The sequence below is a fragment of the Paraburkholderia sp. CNPSo 3274 genome, assembly GCF_024206475.1.
GTDB lineage: Bacteria > Pseudomonadota > Gammaproteobacteria > Burkholderiales > Burkholderiaceae > Paraburkholderia.
Map to the genome: position 1 here is coordinate 1 of NZ_JAMBPR010000094.1, position 24,056 is coordinate 24,056.

A 24,056-nucleotide genomic window follows, 5' to 3' on the forward strand; every position below is an offset into this window, starting at 1 on the left:
TCATCCGGGCGCTCGCGATTGCGCGCTCGGACGTTTTGCCTTCCGCTACACAGACAGCGTCGGCACCCGGGATCAGTTTTCTATCGTGGCTCAATGGCTGGCCTGCACGTACCCCTGCCGACGCTTCGCCGACATCCTCGCGGATACCTGCGCACGGCTCGGGGCCGATGTGGTTCGCTATTCCTTCATCGCAGTGGACTTGCACCACCTACTCCTTGCCGGTCTCCCGGCGCACCTGTGTGAAAACGCTCTTCGAGTGTTCGCGTCGAGCGATACAGCGTGCGATTGGAGCAATCGAAGCTCGCGATTTTTCATGGCTCACGCTCAGAGGATTTTGATCGCCCGCTTCATGTTATATGCCAGCACGTTCAGGCTCATCTCGGTTCGCACATTCTGAAGTGTCCTCGTCTAGAAATATTCGGCTCCCATCCTGAATTTCAGGGTTCAGAATGGGTGCTCGACCGTCTGTCATCGTAATCTTTCCGCATTCGGTATCGTGGGTGGAGGTGCTACAGGTTTGATGTTCAAAAAGTTAAATAGATCGAATATTTTCAAAAACACATAAGCGTACGAATTAAATTAAAATTCGACAATTATCTTTATGTTAAATCAACACACGAAGACCAGGCGTGGCTCGGGTCTTCGCGCAAGAGCAATCGCAATCGCAGGCACAACGTCGTCAAGCCCCTCGAGTCCCGCTGTCGACAAAAAGCACGCCGGATCAGCCACCGCCCCTAATCGCGCCGGATTCGCTCCTTAACGGTTTTCGTCTGACTCGACCTCCATCAGGAAACCCTCGATCAACGCAAAGAACTCGTCACGGACCGGTTCAAACAAAAGAAAATGTGTTCCGCGTTCCAGCAACTCAATGCGCTTGCGCGAAGCGCCGAGCCGACGATAAAGCTCCAGAACGATATCTGGCGGCGTATCCTTGTCTTCGGTTCCAACGACCACCAGCGTCGATACGGCGATCGATTCAGGCTGGTAAAGCGGTCGTCCCGCCATCCAGAATCGGGCGATGTCATGTATCGAACCGTTCGGCACGTACATCGGCTTGCCATCGCGCGACTCGAGCGCATTCCTTAGCGTCCGCGTCCATCCCGAGCGGGTCACAATATTTTGGATCTCCGGCGAAAGCCCCAGATACCATCGATCCAGAAAGCGCTCCGGGTCGACGACGCGCCATGCCTCCCCAAGCGTTCGCTCGGTAACAAGCGGAGATGGCGTACTGCGCAACCATTGCGGCGCATATAAAACCAGCGAGCGGATTTGCTGGTCCGAACGGCTCGCGAACGCACCTGAAACTGTTGCGCCCCATGACCAGCCGATCAAATCGACCTGCTCCGAGCGCCGCTTGTGGCAGATGTAATCAAGCGCGTCGGCAAGGTCTCCTAGCGCCTGTCCGGTATCGGCAACAACAGCCGGTGGATCGCTGCTGAGGATGGCTTCATCGACAGTAGAAAATCCGTAACCGCGAATGTCCAGGCTCCAGACGTCCCGGCCGGCTCGCGCAAGATGGTCCATCCACGAATAGCCATCGAGGGGCAAGTCGAAAGCGATGCTGCCTGGCAGCGTCGAACCGTGCACCAGCAGGACCGGAGGGCGAGCTTCCGCGGCGCCCGATAGCTTCTTCCGGCGCAGATACAGTTTCCCACCACCCTCGCCGCGCGTGATGAAGTGTTCTTCCATTTCCGATCGAGTCACGTAAGATGAAATCAGGAGACAAGGCAAGTCGATCCGCGCCATTGCGACATCGCGATCACACGTACCGAGCCTCTCCGCAGATCAGGGACGCAGAAACGCCCCGCCGTTCACATCGAGGGTGATGCCCGTTACGAACGACGCAAGATCGCTCGAGAGATAGAGGCATGCTCCACCGATGTCTTGCGGCATCCCGACACGTCGCAGCGGAAATGACCTCGCCGCTTCATGCTTGTTGACATCCGGGTTTGCGCCGCGCGAGAAGTCCGTCAAGATGAGGCCCGGCGCCACGGCATTGACGCGAATGTTGTCCGGGCCCAGCTCACGCGCCATCGCACGCGCAAGACCCAGCACCCCTGCCTTGGCCGCACAATAATGCGCCCCGCCGAACACGCCGCCGCCCTGCAACGCTGATAGCGAACTCACGCACACAATGCTGCCGCCGCCCTGCTTTTTCATTTGCGGAATCACGGCCTGTGACATGAGCAGCGTGCCGTGCAACACGACCTCCGTCACGAGGGCGTAGTCTTCGGCTGTGACTTCCATTACACCGCGACGCTGTGTCAGACCGGCGTTGTTGATGAGGCAATCGATACGGCCATGGCGCGACAGGACCGACTCGACGGCCGCAGTGCACGATTGCGGGTCCGTTACGTCGCAGGTAACGCCAATGTGTCCATCGCCCAGTTCTCGCGCTGCCTTCGCGGGATCCTCCCGCTCCAGATCGCAAATCGCGACGTCGGCGCCATGATCGGCAAAGAGCTTCGCGGTGGCCAGGCCAATGCCGCGCTCGCGGGCGGCTCCGGTAATCATCACAACCTTCCCTGCCGCAAGACGAAAATCTCGCATGTTGTTTTGCGCTTCCATACCAGTTTCCAGAAGTTAAAGAGTGATTGCCGCGTTACCTGTCTTCGAGGAACCTGAAACGGAACCCATTCGCACAGGAACAGATTCTCCCTGCCGTCGGTGACGGGAAATGCGCGGTAAGCAGCAGGTCCTGCGTATCTGCAAGGCGATCGAGCACTTTCTTTCGTGACTGGTTGTTCATTGCGACGTCATAGTCGTGCTGCGTCTCGAGGCGTGGCTCGATAAAGAGAATGGGATGATGAAACATGTCCCCCGTCATGATCGCTTCGACGCCGCCGCCCTTAACGTGCACGGTAACGTGGCCAACGGTATGCCCAGGCGCAGGCTCGAGCCACACGCCATCATCCAGCGTGCCGTCGACCAGATGGTTCATGTCCACGAACAGCGCCTGGCCCGCCTCCACGATCGGCAAAACACTGTCTTCAAACGCCCCATGATTGACCGGGTAGTCAGGCTTGGCGGCATTCAACCGGTTGAAGTGATCGAATTCATGGCGCGCCATCACGTACTTCGCGTTGGGGAAGGTGGGCACCCAGCGGCCGTCCACGAGCCTCGTGTTCCAGCCCACGTGGTCGGTGTGCAAGTGGGTGCAGAGCACATAGTCGATATCTTCCGGCTGCAGCCCAAAACTCGCGAGATTGCGCATGTAGTCCGGCGAATCGAGCATGTGCTGCCACGCCATTCTCGGCCCACGCGGCTTGTGCTGGCCGTTGCACGTATCGACCAGAATGTTCTTCCCGCGCGTCCTGATGAGGTAGCTATGGAAACTGATTGCGAGGTTCTCGCAGGACTCGTCGATGAAGGTCGGACCGAGTTCAGCGCGCGCGCGTTTGAGCATGTCCGGCTCGACGTTGGGGTACATCCAGCTGGCGTTGAGAAAAATTGTTTCGTATTCCACAACGCGGTCGATGGTGGTCGTTCCCAGTGTGATAGTGCGCATTTCCTGTCCCGACAATGTTGATATAAGTGGTGGTTGTGCGGCCCGCGGGCCCGGCAACCCACCGCGACCGTGCGGGCCATCGGAAGCCGGTGCTGCGCGCGGGCCGGCGAAGCCTGATTATCGAACAACGACTCGCAATTTGAAACGTTTTTAATGCATTGCAAGCAAGTACAGCCGTATCAGTCAAGAGAAGTATGACTTCTGCGGAACAGGATTGCAAGAGCGAATTGGAAACGTTTTTAATTTCGGGTGTTCGATAGCCCGTGTGCAACCTCCAATCGTCAGAACTTGTGGCGAATGCCGACCAGCGCCGCGAGCTGATGATCGCTCGCAGACGGGGTAATTGCATATACCGCCGCAACCGCACGCTTGCCCGTTGAATCGATGCCGCGCGCAAGCTGATAAATCAGCGCGGCGTACAGGTCCGTGCGCTTCGACAAGCCATAGTCCGCAGCGAAGTTCAGCTGGTGATATCGCGCACTGACATCGTTCGGGGACTTCGCGTGGGTGTAGTGATACGCAACACCCAGTTGCAGCGGCGTGCTCACCCGATAGGTCGCATTGATTTCACCGATATTGAAAACGGCGGTGCCATGAAGATTGCCGGGGTTGAGACCGGCGCCGCCAACCGCCCCCACGTCATTGAAGCGCACGTTCGAGTAGACTGCGTGAATCGCTTCGCCGTGAGCGAAGATCAACAGAATCGATAGCCTCAGCATCGCCCTCAGATAGATAAGTTTTTTGACCTGCATGAGCATCGACTCCAGCAACGAGTGACGGGACCCTATCCGAATCGCTGCCGTCGGGCCCAGGGCTACAGCGGCTTTCAGGACGAGGCAAGTCTGCGAGAGCAGCGAAGAGGCGGTAGACCCTTAGTCGTACACGCCAAGAGAAACACTCACGACAGTTCCATCAGCGGCCCTGAAAATCTCAACCTGTAGCTTGTTCACGAACGCATCGCGCAGAAGTGCAACCTGCGCGTTCCGAAGGACCCAGTCCGCTTCGGCAGGCAAGGGAGAAACGCCTGGTGAGTCCATCCACAAAATAATATGCTCGATGGGCCCGCTACTTGGGACAAGGCCAAACTCACAGGCGGTACCCAAAGATGCGTAGTTCAAGAGTTTCACATACGCGACGGTTCCAATGTCTTCTTCTGGCATGGTCGTCTCGCTCAGCAAAGACGGATCCGACTGCCCGACCCGCGCAGGTGACGCAGAAGTTCCACACCGAGCTTCGTAGAGCCGAAGACTCGTATCCGTCGCGTGACGAACGCCTCAAGGGGTGACAACTTGCCCGCCGCGATCTCACGCCAAGTGGAGTGTTTGCACACGATCTGAAATGTTGGGTTAGGGATGGGCTGATGCTCCACGCTCACTTTGTTCTTCATGATGTGAACCACGAAATCCTGCGTCGGCTCGTCGCCTTCCAACCGGAACTGGAGGGTCGCTTCCTGCCCAAATCCTGACAGGAGACTTGCCATGGCGCCGAACGTGGATGCTACGTCGGAGCCGCCCTCAGTGAGATCCTTCAGTTTGGCATAGTCTGCAAACGGATCACTCGTTGTAGTCATCTGTTCCCCCACAATCGCGACGCTCCGCGTGGCACTGCTAAGCTACGTTGCCGCGCCAGTTTGAAGAAGACCTGCCACATGCCTCTAGCTCCGGATAGTGGATTAGGCAAGGAATTTCAGTAATATGCGACCCGTCGGCATTCAATAGCCTCTAGCGATTCTGACCATGCAGTCACAAACGCGATCAGTTTTTCCTGGGAAAAATATCGGGGACTCTCCGGAACCAATAAATTCAGGGAAATTATAGACACCGGATTTGCACATTCAAACGCAACTGGCATTGTCGATTCCAAGGCCCTGGCGCCTCAGCGCCTCCCGAGAGCTGCTTACTTCTTGATGCAGATGCGAGCCCCAGGTGCATGCCGAGCATCTCGAGTGCAGTGCCGAGATTAGCAGATCACCGGCGGCGGCGCGGTTTTCAGGACGAGGCAAGGCTGCGAGAGCAGTGCAGTTGCTGTAGACCATCCTGTGCGCAGGAGTGCGGTGCCGGCGAGCGAATAGACGCTGGTGTCACCCACGGGGATGGCGTTGGCATGTTCCGGACTGGGCATTGCGGCGAGGAGCGCCTGGGCGCCCGCTCGGGCGTCGGCGATGCGGATGTCCAGGTTGTCGTTCGACGCAGGCTTGCCTGTCCCAGACACGAAGGCCTCCCACAGGAAGAGGCCAGGGTGAGGCGAATGCGCGAACGGCTCCCAGGAAGTCGACGACGAGGAGGCCGAGCAGGTGGTTTGGCTACTGAAAAATGCCAACATCTTTGCCGACGTCATCGATCCCGGCTAACTGCCGCCATGGTCTAACCGTCGATAACCGTCCGCTAGAAGTCCTTCACCTCTGAGGTGGCTGGACACCATACTGTGCGGCGAATGCCCCCGAGAACATGACTGCATGCCGAGAAACTCGCGGTGCGCAGTCTTGCATCGGTATTCGCCAAAAGAAGAAAAGCGGCGAAAAACGGACAAAAAGGTGCGGAACGTCGATTTTTTAAGCGTTCGCATATTGAAGCGACAGGAATTGCTTGTCTTGGATGGTTTTGAGGCTTCAATAGGGCACGTTTTGCGCTTCAAAACGACAAGAATTGGTTGTCCTGGCGCGACATTAATTGCTGAACTCTACACACACACTCTCTCTACTCATCATCACCTATCGGACCGATCCGGAGAGATTGATGAAGGTCATACCCGGCCCACTTGAGATGGTTGAGCCGATCGTCAAATTCGAGTTCATCCGGATGCCGAACTCCACGGGCTTTGGCGACTACACCGAAGCCGGTCAGGTCATACCGGTGAGTTTTCAGGGGCATGCCGGCGCTTATGTGCATGCGATGTTCCTCGACGACATGGCGCCCATTGCCGGTGGCCGGGAAATCTGGGGCTTCCCCAAGAAGCTCGCGAGTCCGCAGCTACGAGTCGAGAAGGACACGATCGGTGGCGTATTGCGGTACGGACCCGTTCCGATCGCGGTCGCCACGATGGGCTACAAGTATCGTCCCGCGTCTCACGACCGGATCATGGAGTCACTAACCGCGCCCAACTACCTGCTCAAGATTATTCCCCATGTGGACGGTACCTCCGGGTTTGCGAACTTGTGCGGTGTTTTTGCGAGGACATCACCGTCAAGGGCGCATGGAATGGCCCGGCAGCGCTCGAGTTGTTTCATCACGCGCTTGCGCCTGTCGCCGAACTGCCTGTTCTGGAAGTGCTTTCCGGAGTCCACATCCTCACGGACCTGACACTCGGTCTGGGTACGGTCGTTCACGACTATCTGGCGGAACGGCAGGGCACGTCGTCAGTTCGTGTCGGCTTGCGCATTCGAAATACTTGTTCTTCTGTCTGACCAATAGCGAAGGCAATGATGCTGAGGACGTAAAGATGTACTACGCGAATCTGGCGTAACCAGCAATCACCAGTATTGCCGGGCTTCTGTTCGCTAACCGCTCGCTTCATTGGCCTTCGCTGAGCGCACGTCCTAAACTCTTTGGGACGATGATCAAGCTTTAACGATCATGCGCCAGTCACGCTTTGGTGGAACCTTCGGGAGAACGCCGTGAAGATTGTGTTGCTGTTGGTTTGCTCAATAATCAGTTCAAGCGCACTCGCCGAATGCGCGACCAATAGCCGTGGTCAAACGGCATGTGGCAACGGGTCCAACGCGGGCGGTTACAACCGGAATACGGGCAAGGCATGGACATCCCAAACGAATCAGAATGGTGTTCGGACGACCCAGACTAATCGTGGCGGCGAGGCGAAGACGGCGAACGGAAAAGGCGTGGTACATGGGCCCAGCGGCGCGACCTGTTATCGGACAGCGAATAGTCACGGTTGCAACTAATTGCGCAAGGCTGCCTTGGTCCTCAACCGACCAGGAGAGGCGGATGAAGAGCAAGCATTCCGCTATGGGGGTGAAAGACTACATGCTGCGCTATGCGCGCGACCTGGCGGATTCTGGCCGATACACTGACTGGCGAGCGATCGAAGAACTACTGCGGCAGAGGTACGGCGAAGAGCAAAGCGATCGTTTGCTCAACGATGCGTCGATCCGGGGCGAGTTGGACCGCCGCTGCGAGAATGCCAGCAAAAACCAACAGCAGACCCGGCATTGACGTGCGTGATGTCGGCGGGACTACATCGACACGCTCCCGGCGTTGCTTTCAATATCAGCAGTTTGACCGAACTCCGATGGCCGGTTTGCGCCGGGCTTTCTTACCCGAGGATTGCGGCGTGGCGGTTGCACAGGCAACCGCGAGTCCTTGTCGTGCGGGGCAAGAGGCATGCGTACTTGGGATATCGGACCAAAGTCCCATTGTTTTTGAACAGGACGACTACCAAACTTGACGACTACGGGCGCCGTGACGATACGACTCCGATACCTGGGCGCTGGGCAGCGCCGATGGCGCTTTCGAGCGCGGCGCCCCGGCCAGAGAACAAATAGTCAGTTCGGTCTTTGCACAAATCATCGGGGCGCGATGTATCGAGGGAGTCACAGCCGGCATGGGCATTGTGTCCGTGAGCGGTAAGTCGGCTGGCCCCGTCCTGGGCAGCGTCGCGGCTAGTGCAGTGTACGGATCCTTGCTGATCCGGATCGCGAACAGTATGCGGGCAACGAGGCGGTAACCATGGCGCGCGCGCACTGGGGCGATGCGCAGGTCCGGCGCGTTGCGGGAGGCCATTCATGAGCGGACCGTTCTTTCCCGAGCATCGACCGTCACCCCGGGTTGCGGCACGCCGGGGCCGCCTGCCGCTAATCCTCGTCGTCGTTGCACTGACGCTCTTCGCCGGCTGCAAGAAGGCATCGGGGCCGCCCGCGCTCGGCGCGCCGGAAGTCACCGTGATGACGGTCGCAGCTCAGGACACTCCGGTCCAACTCGAATTCACCGCACAGGCGCAGAGTTCGCGTGAGGTCGAAATTCGTGCGCGTGTGGACGGCTTTCTCGACCGGCGGACGTACTCCGAAGGCGACAAGGTCAAGGCCGGCCAGACGATGTTCCTGATGGATCCGAAGCCGTTTCAGGCTGCGCTGCAGACGGCGCGCGGCGAGCTTGCGCAGCAGCAGGCGCGGCTCACGGTGGCGCAGCAGAATCTCGCGCGGGTCAAGCCCCTGGCCGCCCAGCAAGCATTGAGCCAGAAGGATCTCGACGACGCCATCGGCAACGAGAAGCAGGCCCAGGCCGCGGTGATTTCCGCTCAAGGGCAGGTGGAGACGGCGGAACTCAACCTCGGCTACACGACGATCAAGTCGCCGCTGGATGGACTCGCGAGCTACGCGAGACAGCAGGACGGCAGCTATCTGATCGCCAATTCATCTGGTCTCCTTACGTTTGTCTATCAGCTCGATCCGATCTGGGTGAACTTCAGCATTTCCGAAAACGAATTGCTCCACTTTCAGGACGAGATTTCGGCAGGAAAGCTGATCTTCCCACCGAATAGCGAATTCGTCGTGGTAGTGCTACTTGCGGACGGCACGGAATTTCCGCAGCACGGCACCATCAGCTTTGCGAATCCGGCGTTCAGCACCGACACGGGCACGTTCCTCGTGCGGGCCTCGCTCGCGAATCCCAAGGGCACGTTGCGGCCGGGGCAGTTCGTGCGCGCGCGCGTGTCGGGCGCCACGCGGCCGAATGCCATTCTCGTGCCGCAACGGGCGGTGCTGCAGGGTGCGAAGAGCCACTTCGTATGGGTCGTGGACAATGAGTCGAAGGCGAAGCAGCGCGTGGTGGAAGTTGGCGACTGGAGCGGCGACAACTGGTTCATCAACGATGGCCTGAAGGCCGGCGAGCGCATCGTGGTGGACGGCGCGATTCGCGTCGTGCCCGACGTGCCGCTCAAGATTGCCGGAACGCTCCCCTCGACGCAGACCGGCGGCAAGGCGGTTGTCGAGAAAGGCGGGGCGTCAGCGCCGCAGGCGAGTGCGGGCGCGCGCGCGACGGCGCCTGCCGCAAGCAGCGGCGCGTCGCAGTAAGGGGCGACTCGATGAACATCTCGCACTTCTGCATCGACCGGCCCATCTTCGCGTCCGTCATCTCGATCGTGATCACGCTCGGCGGCGCATTGACTTTGTTCTCTCTTCCAATCGCGCAGTATCCGGACGTCACGCCGCCGCAGATCACGGTCTCCGCGACCTACCCGGGGGCCAGCGCGGACGTCGTGTCGAACAACGTGGCGGCGCCGATCGAGCAACAAGTCAACGGCGCGGACAACATGATTTACATGTATTCGTCCGGTTCGTCCACGGGCAACTACACGCTCAACGTCTTCTTCGGGATCGGCACCAATCCGGAACTTGCCCAGGTCGACGTGCAGAACCGCGTGAACCTCGCGCTGCCGCAACTGCCGCAGCAGGTGCAGTCGCAGGGCGTCCAGGTCCAGAAGAAGTCGAACGCGTTCATGATGGTGATCGCGATCTACTCGCCGGACGACCGCTTCGATCCGACCTATATCGCGAACTACGCAAACGTCTACGTGCTCGACACGCTCAAGCGGATTCCAGGCGCGAACCAGTCGTCGATCTTTGGCACTCCGGATTATGCGATGCGGATCTGGTTGAAGCCCGATCGCATGGCGCAGCTCAGCATCACCGCCGGCGACGTGCAGAACACCGTGCGCGCCCAGAACCAGCAATTCGCGGTCGGCACTGTCGGCCAGGCGCCAACCGGCAACCCGGTTGAGCAGTCGTTCGCAGTGACGACCACCGGGCGGCTCGCGACGGCCGCCGAATTCGACAACATCATCATCCGCGCAGCGAGCAACGGCGCGGCGATCGTCCGCCTGAAAGACATTGGCCGGGCCGAACTGGGGCAAAAGAGCTATTCGAACCGCACCACCTACCAGGGCAAGCCCGCGACGATCATCGCGGTCTACCAGCAGCCGGGTGCGAACGCGCTCGACGTTTCGAAGCAGGTACACGAGACGCTCGCGCAACTCAAGACGTCGTTTCCTGAAGGGCTCGACTATCAGATCGCGTTGGATACGACGGATTTCACGCGCGCTTCGATCGCAGACGTGATTCATACGTTCTTCGAAGCGCTCGTGCTGGTGGTGATCGTGGTGTACGTGTTCCTGCAGAGCCTGCGCGCGACGCTCATTCCGGTGCTGGCCGTTCCGGTGTCAATCGTCGGCACGGCGATGGGGATGGCAGCGCTGGGCTTTTCGATCAACATGCTGACGTTGTTCGGCATGGTGCTCGCAATCGGCATCGTCGTGGACGACGCGATCGTCGTGATCGAGAACGTCGAGCGCAACATGACCGTATTCAAGCTCAGTCCGAAAGACGCGGCCAAGCGAGCGATGGACGAGGTGTCGGGCCCGGTCATCGCGATCGTGCTCGTCATGTGCGCCGTGTTCGTGCCGGTTGCGTTCCTCGGTGGGATCACCGGACAGTTGTACAAGCAGTTCGCAATCACGATCGCGATCTCGGTGGTGTTCTCGGGCATCGTTGCGCTCACGCTGTCTCCGGCGCTGGCCGCCATTCTGCTCAAGCCCACGCACCATGAGAAAAAGGGCTTCTTCCGGTGGTTCGACAACCAGTTCGCGCGGATGACCGCCGGCTACGGGCGCGCAGTGCAGTTCGTAATCCGGCGTTACGTGTTGGGCCTTCTTGTTTTCGGCGCCGTGATCGTGCTTGCGGTCCTCATGGGCAAGTCGATCCCCGGCGCTTTCCTGCCACCCGAGGACCAGGGTTATCTGCTCGGTGCGATCATCATGCCGGATGCCGCGAGCCTCGACCGCACCGCGGCGGTGGGCGACAAGGTCACCGACCATTTCATGAAGCAGGCCGCGGTCAGCAGCATCACGATCATTAGCGGCTACAGCTTGCTCGACAGCCAGAACAAGAACAACGCGGGCACGTTTTTCGTCGGCCTGAAAGGGTTCGACGAACGGTACAAGTTCTCGAACATCCGGGAGCAAAACGCGCGCGCCGTGCTGATCAAGGCTTACGAAACGCTCTCGAAGATTCAGGAGGGCATCGTCGTACCGGTGAATCCGCCGTCCATTCCAGGCCTTGGTACCACGGGCGGCAGCGAAATGTGGATCGAAAGCCACGGAGACGGCTCCATTCAGCAGCTCGCGGGCGTCGTGCAGGACTTCATGACGAAGGCGAAGGCGCGCCCCGAACTGACCGGCGTGACCACGACGTTCAACGCAAGCTCGCAGCAGTTGCTCGTGAACGTCGACCGCGACCAGGCCGAGACGCTCGGCGTGCCGGTCGAAGAGGTCTACAGCGCGATGCAGACGATGTTCGGCTCGCTTTACGTGTCGCAGTTCAACAAGGACGCTCGCCTCTGGCAGGTGATCGTTCAGGCGGATCCACGCTACCGGCTCACGCCCGCCGACCTCGACCAGATCTACGTGCGCAGCCGCTCGAACAACATGGTGCCGATCAAGGCCGTGATGACTTACAAGTACGTCACGGGACCCGACCTGATCACGCGCTTCAACAACTTCCCGGCGGTGAAAATTACCGCGAACGCGGCCCCGGGCTACAGTTCGGGCCAGGTGATCGGTACCCTGAAGGAACTCGCCGGGCAGATGCCGCCGGGCTACGCAGTCGGATGGAGCGGCGAGGCGTTCGAGGAGATCAAATCGGGCTCGACCGGGGGGCTCGTGTTCGTGTTCGGGATCATCATGGTGTTCCTGATTCTCGCCGCGCAATACGAGAAGTGGTCGTTGCCACTCGGTGTGCTCATGGCGGTGCCGTTCGCGCTTTTCGGCGCGCTGCTCGCGATCCTGCTGCGCGGCCTGAACAACGACGTGTACTTCCAGATTGGGCTGACCATGCTGATCGCGCTGGCCGCGAAGAACGCGATCCTGATCTTCGAGTTCGCGGTGCTGAACCGGGAGGGTGGCAAGTCGCCGTACGACGCTGCGCTGGTCGCCGCGGAAGAGCGTCTGCGGCCGATCGTGATGACTTCGCTTGCGTTCATCCTCGGCTGTGTGCCGCTCGCCATTGCGCTCGGCGCCTCGCAGAACAGCCGCCATTCGATCGGCACAGGCGTGATTGGCGGGATGCTGGGCGCGACCGCGATCGCCGTGTTCTTCATTCCGATGTTCTACTGGGGGATCGAGTCGCTTGGCACTCGCAAGGGCGGCGGCAAGGAAACGCCCAAGCCGGATAGTGGAACGCCGCCGCCTGCCTCGGGCGGCTCTGGCTCGCCGACCATCACGCCGTCCGCGCGGCACGAGGACGACTGACATGCGCGCCGCAGCCTTCGCGCGCGTCGCCGCGCCAGTCGTGCTGATCGGGTTGCTGAACGGGTGTCTCCTTGGGCCCAACTACGAACGGCCGAAAGTGGACGTGCCGGCAACGCACCGCTTTGCGTACCCGGACGTGGCCGACGTCGCCAATACCGCGTGGTGGGAGCAGTTCGACGACCCAGTGCTGAACGACCTGGTGAAGACCGCGCTCGAGAACAACCTCAATGTGAAGCAGGCGGCCGCGCGTGTCGACGAGTTCATGGGCCAGTTCGTGAGCACGCGTTCGGCACTGTTCCCGCAGGCGAGCGCCGGTTTCAGCGCGGCGCGCGAGCGCGCGTCGCAGAACGGGCCGACGCCGATACCGGCCGGCGTCTCGCCGGTCTTCAACGAGTACCAGGCGAGCGTGTCGGCCTTCTGGACCATCGACCTGTTTGGCCAGGTACGGCGCGAAACCGAGGCCGCGCGTGCCAACGTGAACGTGGCCGAACAGAGCCGCCGTGCGACGATCCTGACGCTCGTCGCATCGGTCGCGACGTCCTATATCACGCTGCGCAGCCTCGACGCGCAGCTCGAAATCGCACAGAGCACAACCGTGAGCCGTGCCGATTCCGTGCATGTGTTCACACTGCGCCAGCAGTTCGGACAGACCTCGGATATGGAGCTTGCCCAGAGCCAGTCCGACTATGCGGCGACAAAGGCGACCATCCCGCAATTCGAGCAGCAGATCGCGCAGCAGGAAGACGCGCTCTCGGTGCTGCTCGGCAGCAACCCGGAGCCGATCCTGCGCGGCCGCGCATTGGTGGATCTCTCAACGCCCACTGTGCCTGAGGGCGTGCCGTCGGACCTGCTCGAACGCCGGCCCGACCTGCTGCAGGCCGAGCAGAATCTGGTCGCGCAAAATGCGCTGATTGGCGCGGCGCGCGCGCTGTATTTCCCGCAGATCTCGCTCACGGGGCTCTTCGGCTCGGTGAGCACGCAGTTCTCCAATCTCTTCACGGGACCTGCGCGGGTGTGGACGTTCGCCGGCTCGGCAGTGATGCCAATCTTCACGGGCGGCAATATCTACGGCCAGAACAAGCAGGCCGAGGCGCGTCAGCAGGAGGCGCTGTTCGCCTACGAAAATGCGATCAAGGTGGCGTTCCAGCAGGTCGACGACGCGTTGATCTCGGTGCAGAAGTCACGCGAGCAGTTTGAGATTCAGAGCCAGCAGGTCGAATACCTGCGCAAGTATCTGCGGCTTGCGCGGCTGCGCTACGAGGGCGGATATACGAGCTACCTGGAGGTGCTGGACGCCGAGCGCAATCTGTTCAACGCAGAACTGCAGCAAACGCAAACCCGGGCTGCGACACTAACGAACCTCGTCAACCTCTACATGGCGATGGGCGGCGGCTGGGTCGTTCAGGCGGAGCAGATGAGCGTGCCACAGCCGGCGAGCGGACCGCAGCCGGCGCAGCCCGCTACACCGGAACCGGTTGCGCAGGTGCCGCAATGACCCTCGGGGGGCGCATGCATTGCCACAATTGCGAGCGCCGGCCCGTCGCTTCGGTAGTTCGCAACTATTTCGTGGATCGGGAGGCGAGGCATGTGTCCTGCAAACGCCGATACAGCAGAGGAAACGCGCCTGAACGAGTCGCGTACCGCGCAACTGCCGTGGAAGAAGTGGGGGCCGTATTTCAGTGAGCGCCAATGGGGGACGGTCCGCGAGGACTACAGCAGCGACGGCGACGCCTGGAATTATTTCACCCATGATCAATCGCGCTCGCGTGCCTACCGATGGGGAGAAGATGGGATCGGCGGTCTTTGCGATGACAAGCAAAGATTGTGTTTCGCGCTTGCATTCTGGAACGAACACGACTCAATCCTGAAGGAGCGCCTCTTCGGTCTGACCAATAGCGAAGGTAACCATGGCGAGGACGTGAAGGAGTACTACTTCTATGTTGACAGCACGCCTACGCACTCGTACATGAAGTATCTGTACAAATATCCGCAGCGAGAATTTCCATATCGGGATCTGGTCGAGACAAACAGAAAGCGTTCGCGCGGTGAGTTCGAGTACGAACTGATCGACACGGGCGTATTCGATGACGACCGGTATTTCGACGTGTTCGTCGAATACGCGAAGACGGCGCCTGAAGACATCTTCGTGCGCGTGACGGTGCACAACCGCGCAGGGGAAAAAGCGCGGCTTCGCGTCCTGCCAACGCTATGGTTTCGCAATACCTGGTCGTGGGGCTACGACGATTACAGGCCATCGCTATGCGCAGCGGACTCAGGCGTCATTCGTGCGACGCATCGGGAACTGGGTGAATACTGGCTCTATTGCGACGGGGAAACGGAACTGCTCTTTACGGAAAACGAAAGCAACGCACGGCGTCTGTGGAACCAACCCAACGCGTCACCCTATGTGAAGGACGCGTTCCACTCGTATGTCGTTGACGGGCAGCGCGACGCGGTGAATCCGGCGGGCAAGGGAACCAAGGCCGTCGCGCATTACGTATGCGATGTACCCGCGGGCAGCGCCGCGACCATCAAGCTGCGCCTGAGCGCTGTCAAGCGGGACAGTCCCTTCGAAGACTTTGAGAGAACTTTCGACGATCGCGTGACCGAAGCGGACGCGTTCTACAAACGTATCGCACCAACGGTACTGACCGACGACGAACGACGTGTACACCGTCAGGCGCTGGCAGGCATGCTGTGGAGCAAACAGTATTACTACTTCGATCTCGAGAGGTGGTTGCGCGAGCACCAGAGCCATCCATTGCTGGAAGCCAGCCGGCATGCGGTGCGCAACACCGAGTGGTTCCATATGCTGAACGCCGACGTGATCTCCATGCCGGACAAATGGGAGTATCCATGGTTTGCGGCGTGGGACCTCGCTTTTCATACGATCGCGCTGGCTCCTGTCGATTTCGATTTTGCCAAGGAGCAGCTACTGTTGATGCTGCGCATCCTGTATCTTCACCCAAGCGGCCAGATCCCCGCCTACGAGTGGAACTTCAGCGACGTGAATCCACCCGTGCATGCCGCTGCCACGCTCTGGCTCTACAAGTATGAGAGAGCATTGGGACGGGCCGATCAGCGCTTTCTCGAGCGCTCGTTCCAGGGCTTGATGCTCAATTTCAACTGGTGGGTCAATCGCAAGGACCCGTCAGGTCGAAGCGTCTTCGCCGGTGGCTTTCTTGGGCTCGACAACATTGGCGTGTTCGATCGCAGCGCTCAACTTCCCACAGGTGGTTCGCTCGAGCAGGCGGACGGCACCGCGTGGATGGCCTTTTATTGCCAGAGCATGCTGGAGATGGCCATGCTCCTGGCCGAGCACGACCCCATCTATGAAGAGATTGCCTTCAAGTTCGTTCAACATTTCATGTGGATTGCCTACGCAATGAACCGGCTTGGGGACCAGCCGGACGACATGTGGGACGAGCAGGACGGATTCTTCTATGACCTGTTGCGCCTACCCGACGGCCAGACGATGCGCTTGAGAGTCAGGTCGATGGTCGGCTTGCTGCCGCTGTGTGCGTCAACGGTTTTCGAGGCCGATTCAGTCTCGCGCTGTCCGCGACTCATGGAACTGATCGCACAATTTCGAAACCGTTACCCCGAGTTGCTCGCCCATGTGGCCCCGACAGATGCTGGCTTCATCGGCCATAGAGAGCGCCGACTCCTGTCGATCCTGAATACGCGGAAACTGCAGCGCGTGCTCGGATATCTGCTCGACGAGAACGAATTCCTCGGGCCGTACGGCATCCGTTCGCTGTCTCGCTACCATCTCGTCCACCCGTACATACTCAATGTGGGCGGGCAGGAATACAAGGTGCAGTATCTGCCTGCGGAGTCGAATACTGGCATGTTCGGCGGCAACTCGAACTGGAGGGGGCCGGTGTGGATGCCCGTGAATCTCTTGATCGTCAGGGCGCTGACGAATCTATACGGCTTTTTCGGTGACGAGTTCAAGGTTCAATGCCCGACGGGATCCGGGCAGATGATGACACTGTTCGAGGTGGCGCAGGAGATCGTCCGCCGTCTGACGGCTACGTTTCTTCGCGGCGTGGATGGTCGGCGCCCCGTGTATGGCGGGACAGGCAAGTTCCAGGACGACCCGCACTGGCGCGACCTGATCCTGTTCTACGAGTATTTCCACGGCGACAACGGTGCAGGGCTCGGTGCGAGTCACCAGACGGGTTGGACTGGGCTCGTCGCGCCGCTGCTGGACCTGTTCAGGCGCATCGACGCACAGACCGTACTGGAAAGCGATCGCTGGCGTGTGATGGCAGGTGTCGTCGGGCAGGAACTGGATGAGCGGCACTGAGGGATTCGAATCGCCAGAAACGCGGTGCTGGGAACGCGGTCGAACGTAATTTTAGATAAAACAATGATCGCATTTTATTAATGTTTACGAACCTTATTCGTAGGCGGGTGCATGGAAGGCATTTACGTGACGACAAGCGGGCATGCCGACATCTAGTGCAAGCGACCGCATTGCGTTGGTAGCGTGGTGGTCGACCGTGAGCGACCGATGCGGATGTTGCTGCTCGACCCACTACGGTCGTTCGCGCCACAATTTGCGGAAGACTGCTATGGAAATCGATAAGACGTTCGGGTGACTCATTTGGCTCACTCTCATGAAGGAGCGTGGCGACTAGGCCAACATTTGCGAGTTGATGTTCGGAAAAGAAGAGTTCTGCATATATCTGGCCATTCTTTGTCAAAAATCCATCGAAGAGACACCGACAACCTCTACTGGTGCCGGACGTCGGTAGGGGTGGCAGCGCTCACCGTCGCCTTGCCGAAGGCGTAAGTCGTCCCGGCCGCGATGATCTGCTGCGATCCCGCCGACGCATAGCCACTGTAAACGGGGCTGGACATGTTCGACGCACTCGCCGATGCCGCCGTGTTGCTGGCCGGGTTGTTGCCAAAGAAGGTATAGTTCGGCGAATCGATGTGCGTAATCGCAACGCCTGCGCTGAGCGAGCCACCGTTGTAGGCTCCTGCAAACGACCACGCCTGGTTCTGGGAAACCGAGCCAGCGACGCCGCCAAAGCTGTACATGCCCGCGACGTTGAAGCCGGAAAACGCCGGGCTGACGTACTTGATCGAGTTGTTGAGGCGGTTGGTGGCGTCGAGATTGTCCACGTCGCCGGGATGCGCACCGTAGGCGCTCGCCCACCGCCCCACCCCCCACCCGCTGCGACAAGGCGTTGGCGCTCGTATAGCCGCCAATGTACTCGCCGGCCAACTCGTATTGCCTGCCGAGAGTCAAAGAGCCAACAGGTCCATTTACGCCGACAAGGGCCGTTCTGCCGAAGAGGCTGCCGCCCTGGCCCAGCGCACCGTTGTTGAGGTTGAAGCCATTCTCGAAAATGAAAATGGTGCTCCAGCCTCGCCCAGGTCGTGTGCGCCGCGCATTCCGAACCGCGACCCCTGCAGGTTACCGGACGCCAACTGGTACTGGCGAGCCGACTTTGCGTTTGCGTTGAAGAGAAAACCTTCGTCTATCAGACCGTACAGCAAGACGGTGTCCTGCGCACGCGCCTGCCCGGCCAGGGCAAAACCAAGCCCGGTAGCCAGCAGCACTGCCGTTTGACGATGTTTCATATTTTTGTAGTCCTTATTGATTAAAAAGGCACGGGGTTACTACACTTTGGAATTAACGCAGGTGCGCAGCTTTTTCGGCGAGCGGGACTGCAACGCGATATGCGTTGATCCGCCAGACGAATTCGATGATTTTTTACGAGCGTCCGCGGGAGAATGAGCGAAGGCCCGTGGAACTACAGGAACCGCAGCCCCAACCTCAGGCCGCGACGATTTGAACCCGGCTGCTGAACGTCGTTCTGCATTAGCAACGACACCGGTTAATATAGATTTCTAATTATTATCAGCCTTTTAATGGCGATACCCTAACGTCTCTTTTTTCTCGACGCTGCTATCGGCGCCTATTTTCGAGGCGCCGCGCCCGACTTGCGTATTACAAGCTCCGTGGGCATCGTGATTTTCTGGTAACGCGGCTGCCCCGTCTTTTTCCCGCTCAATCTGGCCATCATGAGTTCGCCCGCCACGCGCCCTATTTGAGGCACGTCCCATTTGAGCGACGTGATGGACGGGCTGGCGTACTGCGTGAGATCAGTATCGCCCACGCTGACGATCGAAAGATCGTCTGGTACCGTCAGGCCCTTCGTCGATACCGCCTTCATGACGCCTGCAAGCATGTGGGTGCCAAGGGTGATGATCCCCGTGGGAGGATTATCGAGTTCCAGCAGTGAGGACGCCGCGCTATACGCGAAGCTCGTCGATGCGGGCTGGGGCACGACGAGTTCCGGGTCGTACTTGATGCCGGCATCTTCGAGCACGGCGCGATAGCCGGCCGTGCGTTCGCGCGCGGGCTTGACTGCCTCGCCTGGCACGAGCAGCGCGATCCGCCTGTGCCCGAGGGCCACGAGGTGCCGGGTCGCTTCAATCGCGCCCCCGCGGTGATCCACGCAAACCGTGTCCCGCTTTGGCGAATCCCTGTCGACGAGGACGACCGGACACTCCAGGCTCTCCAGAGCGGAAGTGATCTCGTGGTGCGATTCGCTACCGCCAATCATGATCAACCCGTCCACACGCCGCCGCCGGATGAGGGAAATCGCCGCGGCCTCGCGCGCAATGTCATGTCGCGTCGAGATCAGCATGAGCAGGTAGCCTGCCGACTGCACATGCTCCTCGAGCGCATTGATGTACTCGGCGTAGATAGGGTTCGCTACGTCCGGAACCATGCAGGCAATCGTCTGGGTCGACTTGAGCCGCATGCTTTGCGCGACGCTGTCGGGCTCGTACCCGAGTTGCGCCACCGCGCGCATGACACGATCGTTGAGGTCCTTGCTCGCGTTCGGGCCGCCGTTCAATACCCGGGAAACACTGCCGACGGAGGCTCCGGCAGCAGCGGCGACATCGCGAATTGTGATCCGGCGAGTAGGCGTTTTAGTCATGCACTGGAAACGTTTCAATATAGATTTTTCGGAGATGGTATAGCTATGCGTCGCAACGCGTCAATCTGGGAAAATACTCCCTTTTGAATCGTTTCAAGATCGCTCGCGGGTACCGAAGCCGCCCATTCAGGGCAAGTATTCCGCGCAAGCCGTGGGCACGTACCGCCCCTGCTACGCCCTTCTCACGCACGCGAGATGTGAAGCATACCCGAAGGCCGCGCGGCCGCCGGGCGCAACGCCTTTCGGCGCCGGACCTGCGGCCGCCGAACTCCGGCGCGGCCTGGTAGGTCGCCCTGCCTCCCGATATGTCAAAGATCGCGCCGGTGGAAAAGCTGCATGCCTCGCTCGCGAGCCAGCGAACCATTGCCGCGACTTCATCGGGCTGCACGAAGCGCCCAAGGGGCACGCGCGACAACAGCTTCGCCTCCAGCGCCGGCGTCATCTCCCCGAATATGTCGGTGCGGGAAGCCGAGGGCGTCACGCAGTTGACCAGAATGCCGTGCCCGGCCAACTCCTTGCCGAGCGACTTCGTCAGCGCAATCATCGCAGCCTTGGAAGCCGAGTACACCGCGGTCAGCGCATTGCCCTCCTTGCCGGCCACCGAGGCAATGTTGACGATTCTGCCGGCGCGCCGCGCCTTCATATTCGGCAGCACTTCCCGGAGCACGAGGAACGTTCCGGTCAGGTTGACGTCCATCGTCGCCCTGAAGTCCGCGAGCGCGACTTCCTCGAGCGGCATGCGCGGACCGATGGCGCCCGCATTGCTCACCAGTACGTCGATGTCTGAAAGGAATTCACGGCTCTCGGCGAATGCCCGCCGCACCTCGACCTCCTCGCGAATATCCGCAAACACGGGCAAGCAGGACGCGCCGGAAGGAAGCTGCTCGACGGCAACCTGCATCGCGCGACGATCGCGCCCCCAAAGCGCCACCTTGTACCCATCTTCGAGCAATGCCCGCGCGACTGCCTGCCCCAACCCTCGTGTAGCGCCCGTCACGATTGCCGTGCGCGGTGCCCGGCCACCATCCGACGTAGTCATCAATTCCGCCTCCAGTACGTGAAGGTTCGCATGATGCGTGAAGACTAAAAACGTTTCAAACAGAGTTAACCCCAATAAAATGTGCGATACATCGATTGTAGACTGGCGTAAATTTGAAATTTTGGAAACGTTTCGAATCTCAGGAAGCGTGGACGAATCGCCATTTTCTGGATGAGGACAAATGCAGAACGCTGGGTCGACAGCGGTGCACCCTTGCGTCCGCTCATGGCGGTAGTGATCTTCGGCGGCTTTTCGCCTGCGATTCTCACCTGGCTCGGCAGCTTCGCCGGTCTGCTCGCTCCGGCGTTTTACGTGATGACGGCGGCAGCGTTTCCCTTTTGGCGGTTCTGCGTCTTCCTGCAGGCTCGCTGGCAGAGGTTCGTGCTTCGCCGGCTCCTGGCATGGCACCGCTGCGCGAAGGCGCCCGCTCGCTTTGACCGCATTTTCCGAATCCCACCATCGGTCTGGACCGGTGGCAAGTGACGCCCTGCAGGCCATTTACCATCTTTGAAAAAGGAGCACGCATGAAAACGATCAAGGTTACGCCGGAAGAGATGGGCCGACGCACTGCCAGGTTCAAGGACCTGGTTCCGTACAGCAAACAGCATTCGGGCGGCAGCGCAGTGCCCATGGAGGTCATGGAGAAGTTGACCGCCCACCGTGTCTACTCGATCATGGCGCCGGCGAATTATGTCGGCCGTAGCGCAATGGCTCCCATCAAAAGCGTGCCCGGCGCCGTCATCTCGATCGCAGAATGTCCGCCCGGCGACGGTCCTGGCCTGCACTGCCATGAGACGACCGTGGAAAACTTCTTCTGCCTCAGCGGCCGTTTTGAACTGCAATGGGGCGACAACGGCGAAGATTCGATGATCCTCGAGCCGCTCGACTTTGTTTCCGTCCCGCCCGGCGTCAGCCGTCGGTTCGTCAACATCTCAGAGGAAATCGGGCGGCTCTTCGTCGTCATTCAACCCTCGGGCGAGCAACAGGATCGCGTTGCCTACGCGCCGGTCGTCGGCACGGAAATCGAATCGGCCTACGGAACCGGCGTGCTCAACAATCTCAAGGATCTGGGCTTCAAGTTCGATGCGGGTGTGGAGAGCGAAAAAGCCTGATCCCCATTGAAACAACGCCAGGCGCACCTTCCACGTTAGCGGAAAGGTGCGCCGGCAACGAATCAGAAATTTTGCTAAGGAAAGAAGATGTCAAAGCGACTTGAAGGCCGAATCGCGCTGATCATGGGTGCTGGCTCATCGCAGGAAGATAACGGAGTGAGCAACGGGCAAGCAGTGGCGCTGACCTTCGCACGCGAGGGCGCCACGATCGTCGCGGTCGATCTGTCGCTCGCCGCCGCGGAGAAAACCGCGGGTCTCGTCAGAGAGCAAGGCGGCACGTCGATCGCCATCGCCGCAGACGTGAGCCGTTCGGAGGACGTCAAGCAGGTCGTCGAACAAACCACAGGAAAATATGGCCGCATCGATATCCTGCACAACAACGTCGGCATCGAATATCTTGGCGGCCCTGTAGATACGCCCGAAAGCGAATGGGACCGCGTCCATGCCGTCAATCTGAAAAGCGTGTTTCTCGCCTGCAAACACGTCATTCCGCACATGGAGGCGCAGGGCGGCGGCTCGATCATCAACGTTTCGTCGACCGCCAGTCTGCGGGCCAGTACCGAGACGTTCCTTTCATACAGTTCGTCGAAGGCGGCCGTGAATCACGTCACCCGGGTCATCGCCGCGCAGTATGCCCGCAAGCAGATCCGCTGCAACGCGGTGATCCCGGGAATGATGGCGACGCCTCATGTGCGCACACTCTATCGTCATCTCGACGACGACCAGTTCAAGGAAGTCATGGCGCGTCGGGATGCTTCGTGTCCGATGGGACGTCAAGGATCGCCATGGGACGTCGCAAATGCCTCGCTGTTTCTCGCCTCAGACGAGGCGAGCTACGTGACCGGTTTGCTTTTGACAGTGGACGGCGGTCGATCGATCTGAACAAGGGCGCCAGCGCTTCCGCGCTGAACATACCTACCGTTACGACGAGTGCGGCTCTCATCAGCATTTGGTCCGACGTTACCTCAAACGCCCCTTCGGCCGCACTGCTGTCTGCCCGCATCTGGGTGCAGCCGGGTCGCCCAGATGACCAATATTAATGACAAGGAGACGAAATGCATCAAGCTAGCGATCTGTGGGCCGACCGGCCCATGACAGGCAGGCAAATCATGGTGATTGCCATGTGTTGCATCCTGAACGCTTTTGACGGCATCGATATACTTGCAATCAGCTTTGCTTCGCCGGGGATCGCCGCGGAGTGGGCCATCAACAAGGCGGAACTAGGGGTCGTGCTCTCGATGGAACTCATCGGTATGACCATAGGCAGTGCGCTATTCGGATATCTCGCTGATCGCCGCGGTCGACGATTCGTGGTCCTTTCTTGCCTTATGGTCACTACCTTGGGCATGTGGGCTGCGACGCAGGCAAACAGCGTGTCCATGCTATCGATGGTACGTTTCGCGACTGGTCTTGGCATCGGTGGCATGATCGCAACTGCTCACTCGACTGCATCCGAATTCGCAAATGCCAAACGCCGTAATCTGGTGATTGCCTGCGTCGGCCTTGGTTGGCCGATCGGCGCCATCGTAGGTGGCTCAATTGCCGCCGAGTACGTGAGCTTGACGCACTGGCGACACCTGTTCATTGCCGGCGCAACCATCAGCACCGCCTTTCTCCCCGTTGCGTGGTTCGCACTTCCAGAATCGGTATCCTACCTGATTGAGAGGCAACCCCGTAACGCGCTGCAACGTGCGAACAAGGTCTTGGCGTTTCTAGGGCACGCTCAGATCGCCCGACTGCCTTCGATCGGCGAATCGTCGACGGTCTTGACAAGCAGCAAAGGAAGCATGCTGTATGGGTTGACGGCCGCCCTCGCAACTGCATATTTCTTCGACTGTATGACCTATTACTTTTTGCTGAAGTGGTCCCCGAAGATTGTCACGGACCTAGCAGGTTGCGGAAATACCTCGCGACCGAAGCGGCCTTTCTCTGTTTTTTTCGCTCGCGACCGCTAAAGCTTTCGCATTGCGAAAATTCAATGCGATTTCCACGTTTTTTCGGCGGCTTGAGGCCAATTTCAGGCCCCATTGCCGCGCTTACCTCGACTATGGACGGACTTGTGCCAGCGATCGCATGCGCACAAGGTTGTAGGCCACCATGTTCAACACGAACATCTGGTCCACCTTCTTCAAGCCGCGCACCATCACCTGGCGCATGCGTCCCACGGTCTTGGC

The 24,056-nt window shown here is 59.7% G+C and carries 21 protein-coding genes and 2 pseudogenes; 11 read left to right on the forward strand and 12 right to left on the reverse strand.

Going from position 1 to position 24,056, the window contains the following annotated elements; genetic code table 11:
• Nucleotides 1–397, forward strand: a 397-nt coding sequence (locus M3I54_RS38310; RefSeq protein ID WP_254345143.1) for a hypothetical protein, incomplete at its 5' end; no start/stop codon positions are given.
• Nucleotides 398–756: 359 nt separating this feature from the next.
• On the opposite strand, the gene M3I54_RS38320 is transcribed toward M3I54_RS38310, so the two are convergent.
• From M3I54_RS38320 to M3I54_RS38350, 7 genes are all read right to left on the reverse strand, one after another.
• Complete coding sequence (locus tag M3I54_RS38320; RefSeq protein ID WP_254345116.1) at nucleotides 757–1,689, reverse strand: alpha/beta hydrolase; 933 nt, start codon at nucleotides 1,687–1,689, stop codon at nucleotides 757–759.
• A 96-nt stretch (nucleotides 1,690–1,785) separates the two neighbouring features.
• Complete coding sequence (locus M3I54_RS38325) at nucleotides 1,786–2,550, reverse strand: SDR family NAD(P)-dependent oxidoreductase (protein ID WP_302059313.1); 765 nt, start codon at nucleotides 2,548–2,550, stop codon at nucleotides 1,786–1,788.
• Nucleotides 2,551–2,602: 52 nt separating this feature from the next.
• Nucleotides 2,603–3,508, reverse strand: coding sequence for an MBL fold metallo-hydrolase (locus M3I54_RS38330; protein ID WP_254345118.1), 906 nt, complete (start codon nucleotides 3,506–3,508; stop codon nucleotides 2,603–2,605).
• A 281-nt stretch (nucleotides 3,509–3,789) separates the two neighbouring features.
• On the reverse strand, nucleotides 3,790–4,260 hold the full coding sequence (locus M3I54_RS38335) for a porin (RefSeq protein ID WP_254345120.1): 471 nt from the start codon (nucleotides 4,258–4,260) through the stop codon (nucleotides 3,790–3,792).
• Between the two features lie 120 nt (nucleotides 4,261–4,380).
• On the reverse strand, nucleotides 4,381–4,668 hold the full coding sequence (locus M3I54_RS38340; protein ID WP_254345121.1) for a hypothetical protein: 288 nt from the start codon (nucleotides 4,666–4,668) through the stop codon (nucleotides 4,381–4,383).
• Nucleotides 4,669–4,679: 11 nt separating this feature from the next.
• Entirely contained in the window at nucleotides 4,680–5,078 is a 399-nt protein-coding gene (locus M3I54_RS38345) for an SCP2 sterol-binding domain-containing protein (protein ID WP_254345124.1), read from the reverse strand.
• A 389-nt stretch (nucleotides 5,079–5,467) separates the two neighbouring features.
• Nucleotides 5,468–5,845, reverse strand: coding sequence for a hypothetical protein (locus tag M3I54_RS38350; protein ID WP_254345125.1), 378 nt, complete (start codon nucleotides 5,843–5,845; stop codon nucleotides 5,468–5,470).
• Nucleotides 5,846–6,177: 332 nt separating this feature from the next.
• Between M3I54_RS38350 and M3I54_RS38355 the strand changes: the two are divergent.
• The 6 genes and pseudogenes from M3I54_RS38355 (at nucleotide 6,178) to M3I54_RS38380 (ending at nucleotide 17,075) form a co-directional block, all read left to right on the forward strand.
• Nucleotides 6,178–6,911: pseudogene (locus M3I54_RS38355) on the forward strand (acetoacetate decarboxylase).
• Between the two features lie 538 nt (nucleotides 6,912–7,449).
• The gene (locus M3I54_RS38360) at nucleotides 7,450–7,677 is read left to right on the forward strand and encodes a hypothetical protein (protein ID WP_254345127.1); all 228 of its coding nucleotides are present in this window, start codon (nucleotides 7,450–7,452) and stop codon (nucleotides 7,675–7,677) included.
• Nucleotides 7,678–8,246: 569 nt separating this feature from the next.
• Nucleotides 8,247–9,533: an efflux RND transporter periplasmic adaptor subunit gene (locus tag M3I54_RS38365; RefSeq protein ID WP_254345129.1), complete on the forward strand. Its 1,287-nt coding sequence runs from the start codon at nucleotides 8,247–8,249 to the stop codon at nucleotides 9,531–9,533.
• Nucleotides 9,534–9,544: 11 nt separating this feature from the next.
• Nucleotides 9,545–12,763 carry an efflux RND transporter permease subunit gene (locus M3I54_RS38370; RefSeq protein ID WP_254345131.1) on the forward strand — a complete coding sequence of 1,073 codons (3,219 nt, stop codon included), beginning with the start codon at nucleotides 9,545–9,547 and terminating at the stop codon, nucleotides 12,761–12,763.
• 1 nt (nucleotide 12,764) lies between these two features.
• Nucleotides 12,765–14,258: an efflux transporter outer membrane subunit gene (locus M3I54_RS38375; protein ID WP_254345133.1), complete on the forward strand. Its 1,494-nt coding sequence runs from the start codon at nucleotides 12,765–12,767 to the stop codon at nucleotides 14,256–14,258.
• Between the two features lie 90 nt (nucleotides 14,259–14,348).
• Complete coding sequence (locus M3I54_RS38380) at nucleotides 14,349–17,075, forward strand: glucosidase (RefSeq protein WP_254345134.1); 2,727 nt, start codon at nucleotides 14,349–14,351, stop codon at nucleotides 17,073–17,075.
• A gap of 428 nt (nucleotides 17,076–17,503) precedes the next feature.
• Here M3I54_RS38380 and M3I54_RS38385 read toward each other — a convergent pair whose 3' ends face one another.
• From M3I54_RS38385 to M3I54_RS38400, 4 genes are all read right to left on the reverse strand, one after another.
• Nucleotides 17,504–17,941 carry a porin gene (locus M3I54_RS38385; RefSeq protein ID WP_309249673.1) on the reverse strand — a complete coding sequence of 146 codons (438 nt, stop codon included), beginning with the start codon at nucleotides 17,939–17,941 and terminating at the stop codon, nucleotides 17,504–17,506.
• A 102-nt stretch (nucleotides 17,942–18,043) separates the two neighbouring features.
• Complete coding sequence (locus M3I54_RS38390; RefSeq protein WP_254345137.1) at nucleotides 18,044–18,361, reverse strand: hypothetical protein; 318 nt, start codon at nucleotides 18,359–18,361, stop codon at nucleotides 18,044–18,046.
• A 338-nt stretch (nucleotides 18,362–18,699) separates the two neighbouring features.
• Nucleotides 18,700–19,731 (reverse strand): LacI family DNA-binding transcriptional regulator, encoded by a 1,032-nt coding sequence (locus M3I54_RS38395; protein ID WP_254345138.1) that lies wholly within the window; start codon nucleotides 19,729–19,731, stop codon nucleotides 18,700–18,702.
• 43 nt (nucleotides 19,732–19,774) lie between these two features.
• Nucleotides 19,775–20,770, reverse strand: coding sequence for an SDR family NAD(P)-dependent oxidoreductase (locus tag M3I54_RS38400; protein WP_309249674.1), 996 nt, complete (start codon nucleotides 20,768–20,770; stop codon nucleotides 19,775–19,777).
• Nucleotides 20,771–20,995: 225 nt separating this feature from the next.
• Here M3I54_RS38400 and M3I54_RS38405 point away from each other — a divergent pair, with 225 nt between their 5' ends.
• From M3I54_RS38405 to M3I54_RS38420, 4 genes are all read left to right on the forward strand, one after another.
• Nucleotides 20,996–21,253, forward strand: coding sequence for a hypothetical protein (locus M3I54_RS38405; RefSeq protein WP_254345145.1), 258 nt, complete (start codon nucleotides 20,996–20,998; stop codon nucleotides 21,251–21,253).
• Between the two features lie 41 nt (nucleotides 21,254–21,294).
• Nucleotides 21,295–21,882 (forward strand): cupin domain-containing protein, encoded by a 588-nt coding sequence (locus tag M3I54_RS38410; protein ID WP_254345139.1) that lies wholly within the window; start codon nucleotides 21,295–21,297, stop codon nucleotides 21,880–21,882.
• 87 nt (nucleotides 21,883–21,969) lie between these two features.
• Nucleotides 21,970–22,764 (forward strand): SDR family NAD(P)-dependent oxidoreductase, encoded by a 795-nt coding sequence (locus M3I54_RS38415; RefSeq protein WP_302059312.1) that lies wholly within the window; start codon nucleotides 21,970–21,972, stop codon nucleotides 22,762–22,764.
• 173 nt (nucleotides 22,765–22,937) lie between these two features.
• Complete coding sequence (locus M3I54_RS38420) at nucleotides 22,938–23,837, forward strand: MFS transporter (RefSeq protein WP_254345140.1); 900 nt, start codon at nucleotides 22,938–22,940, stop codon at nucleotides 23,835–23,837.
• Between the two features lie 90 nt (nucleotides 23,838–23,927).
• On the opposite strand, the pseudogene M3I54_RS38425 reads toward M3I54_RS38420, so the two are convergent.
• A pseudogene (locus tag M3I54_RS38425) lies at nucleotides 23,928–24,056 on the reverse strand (IS5/IS1182 family transposase); the annotation flags it as partial.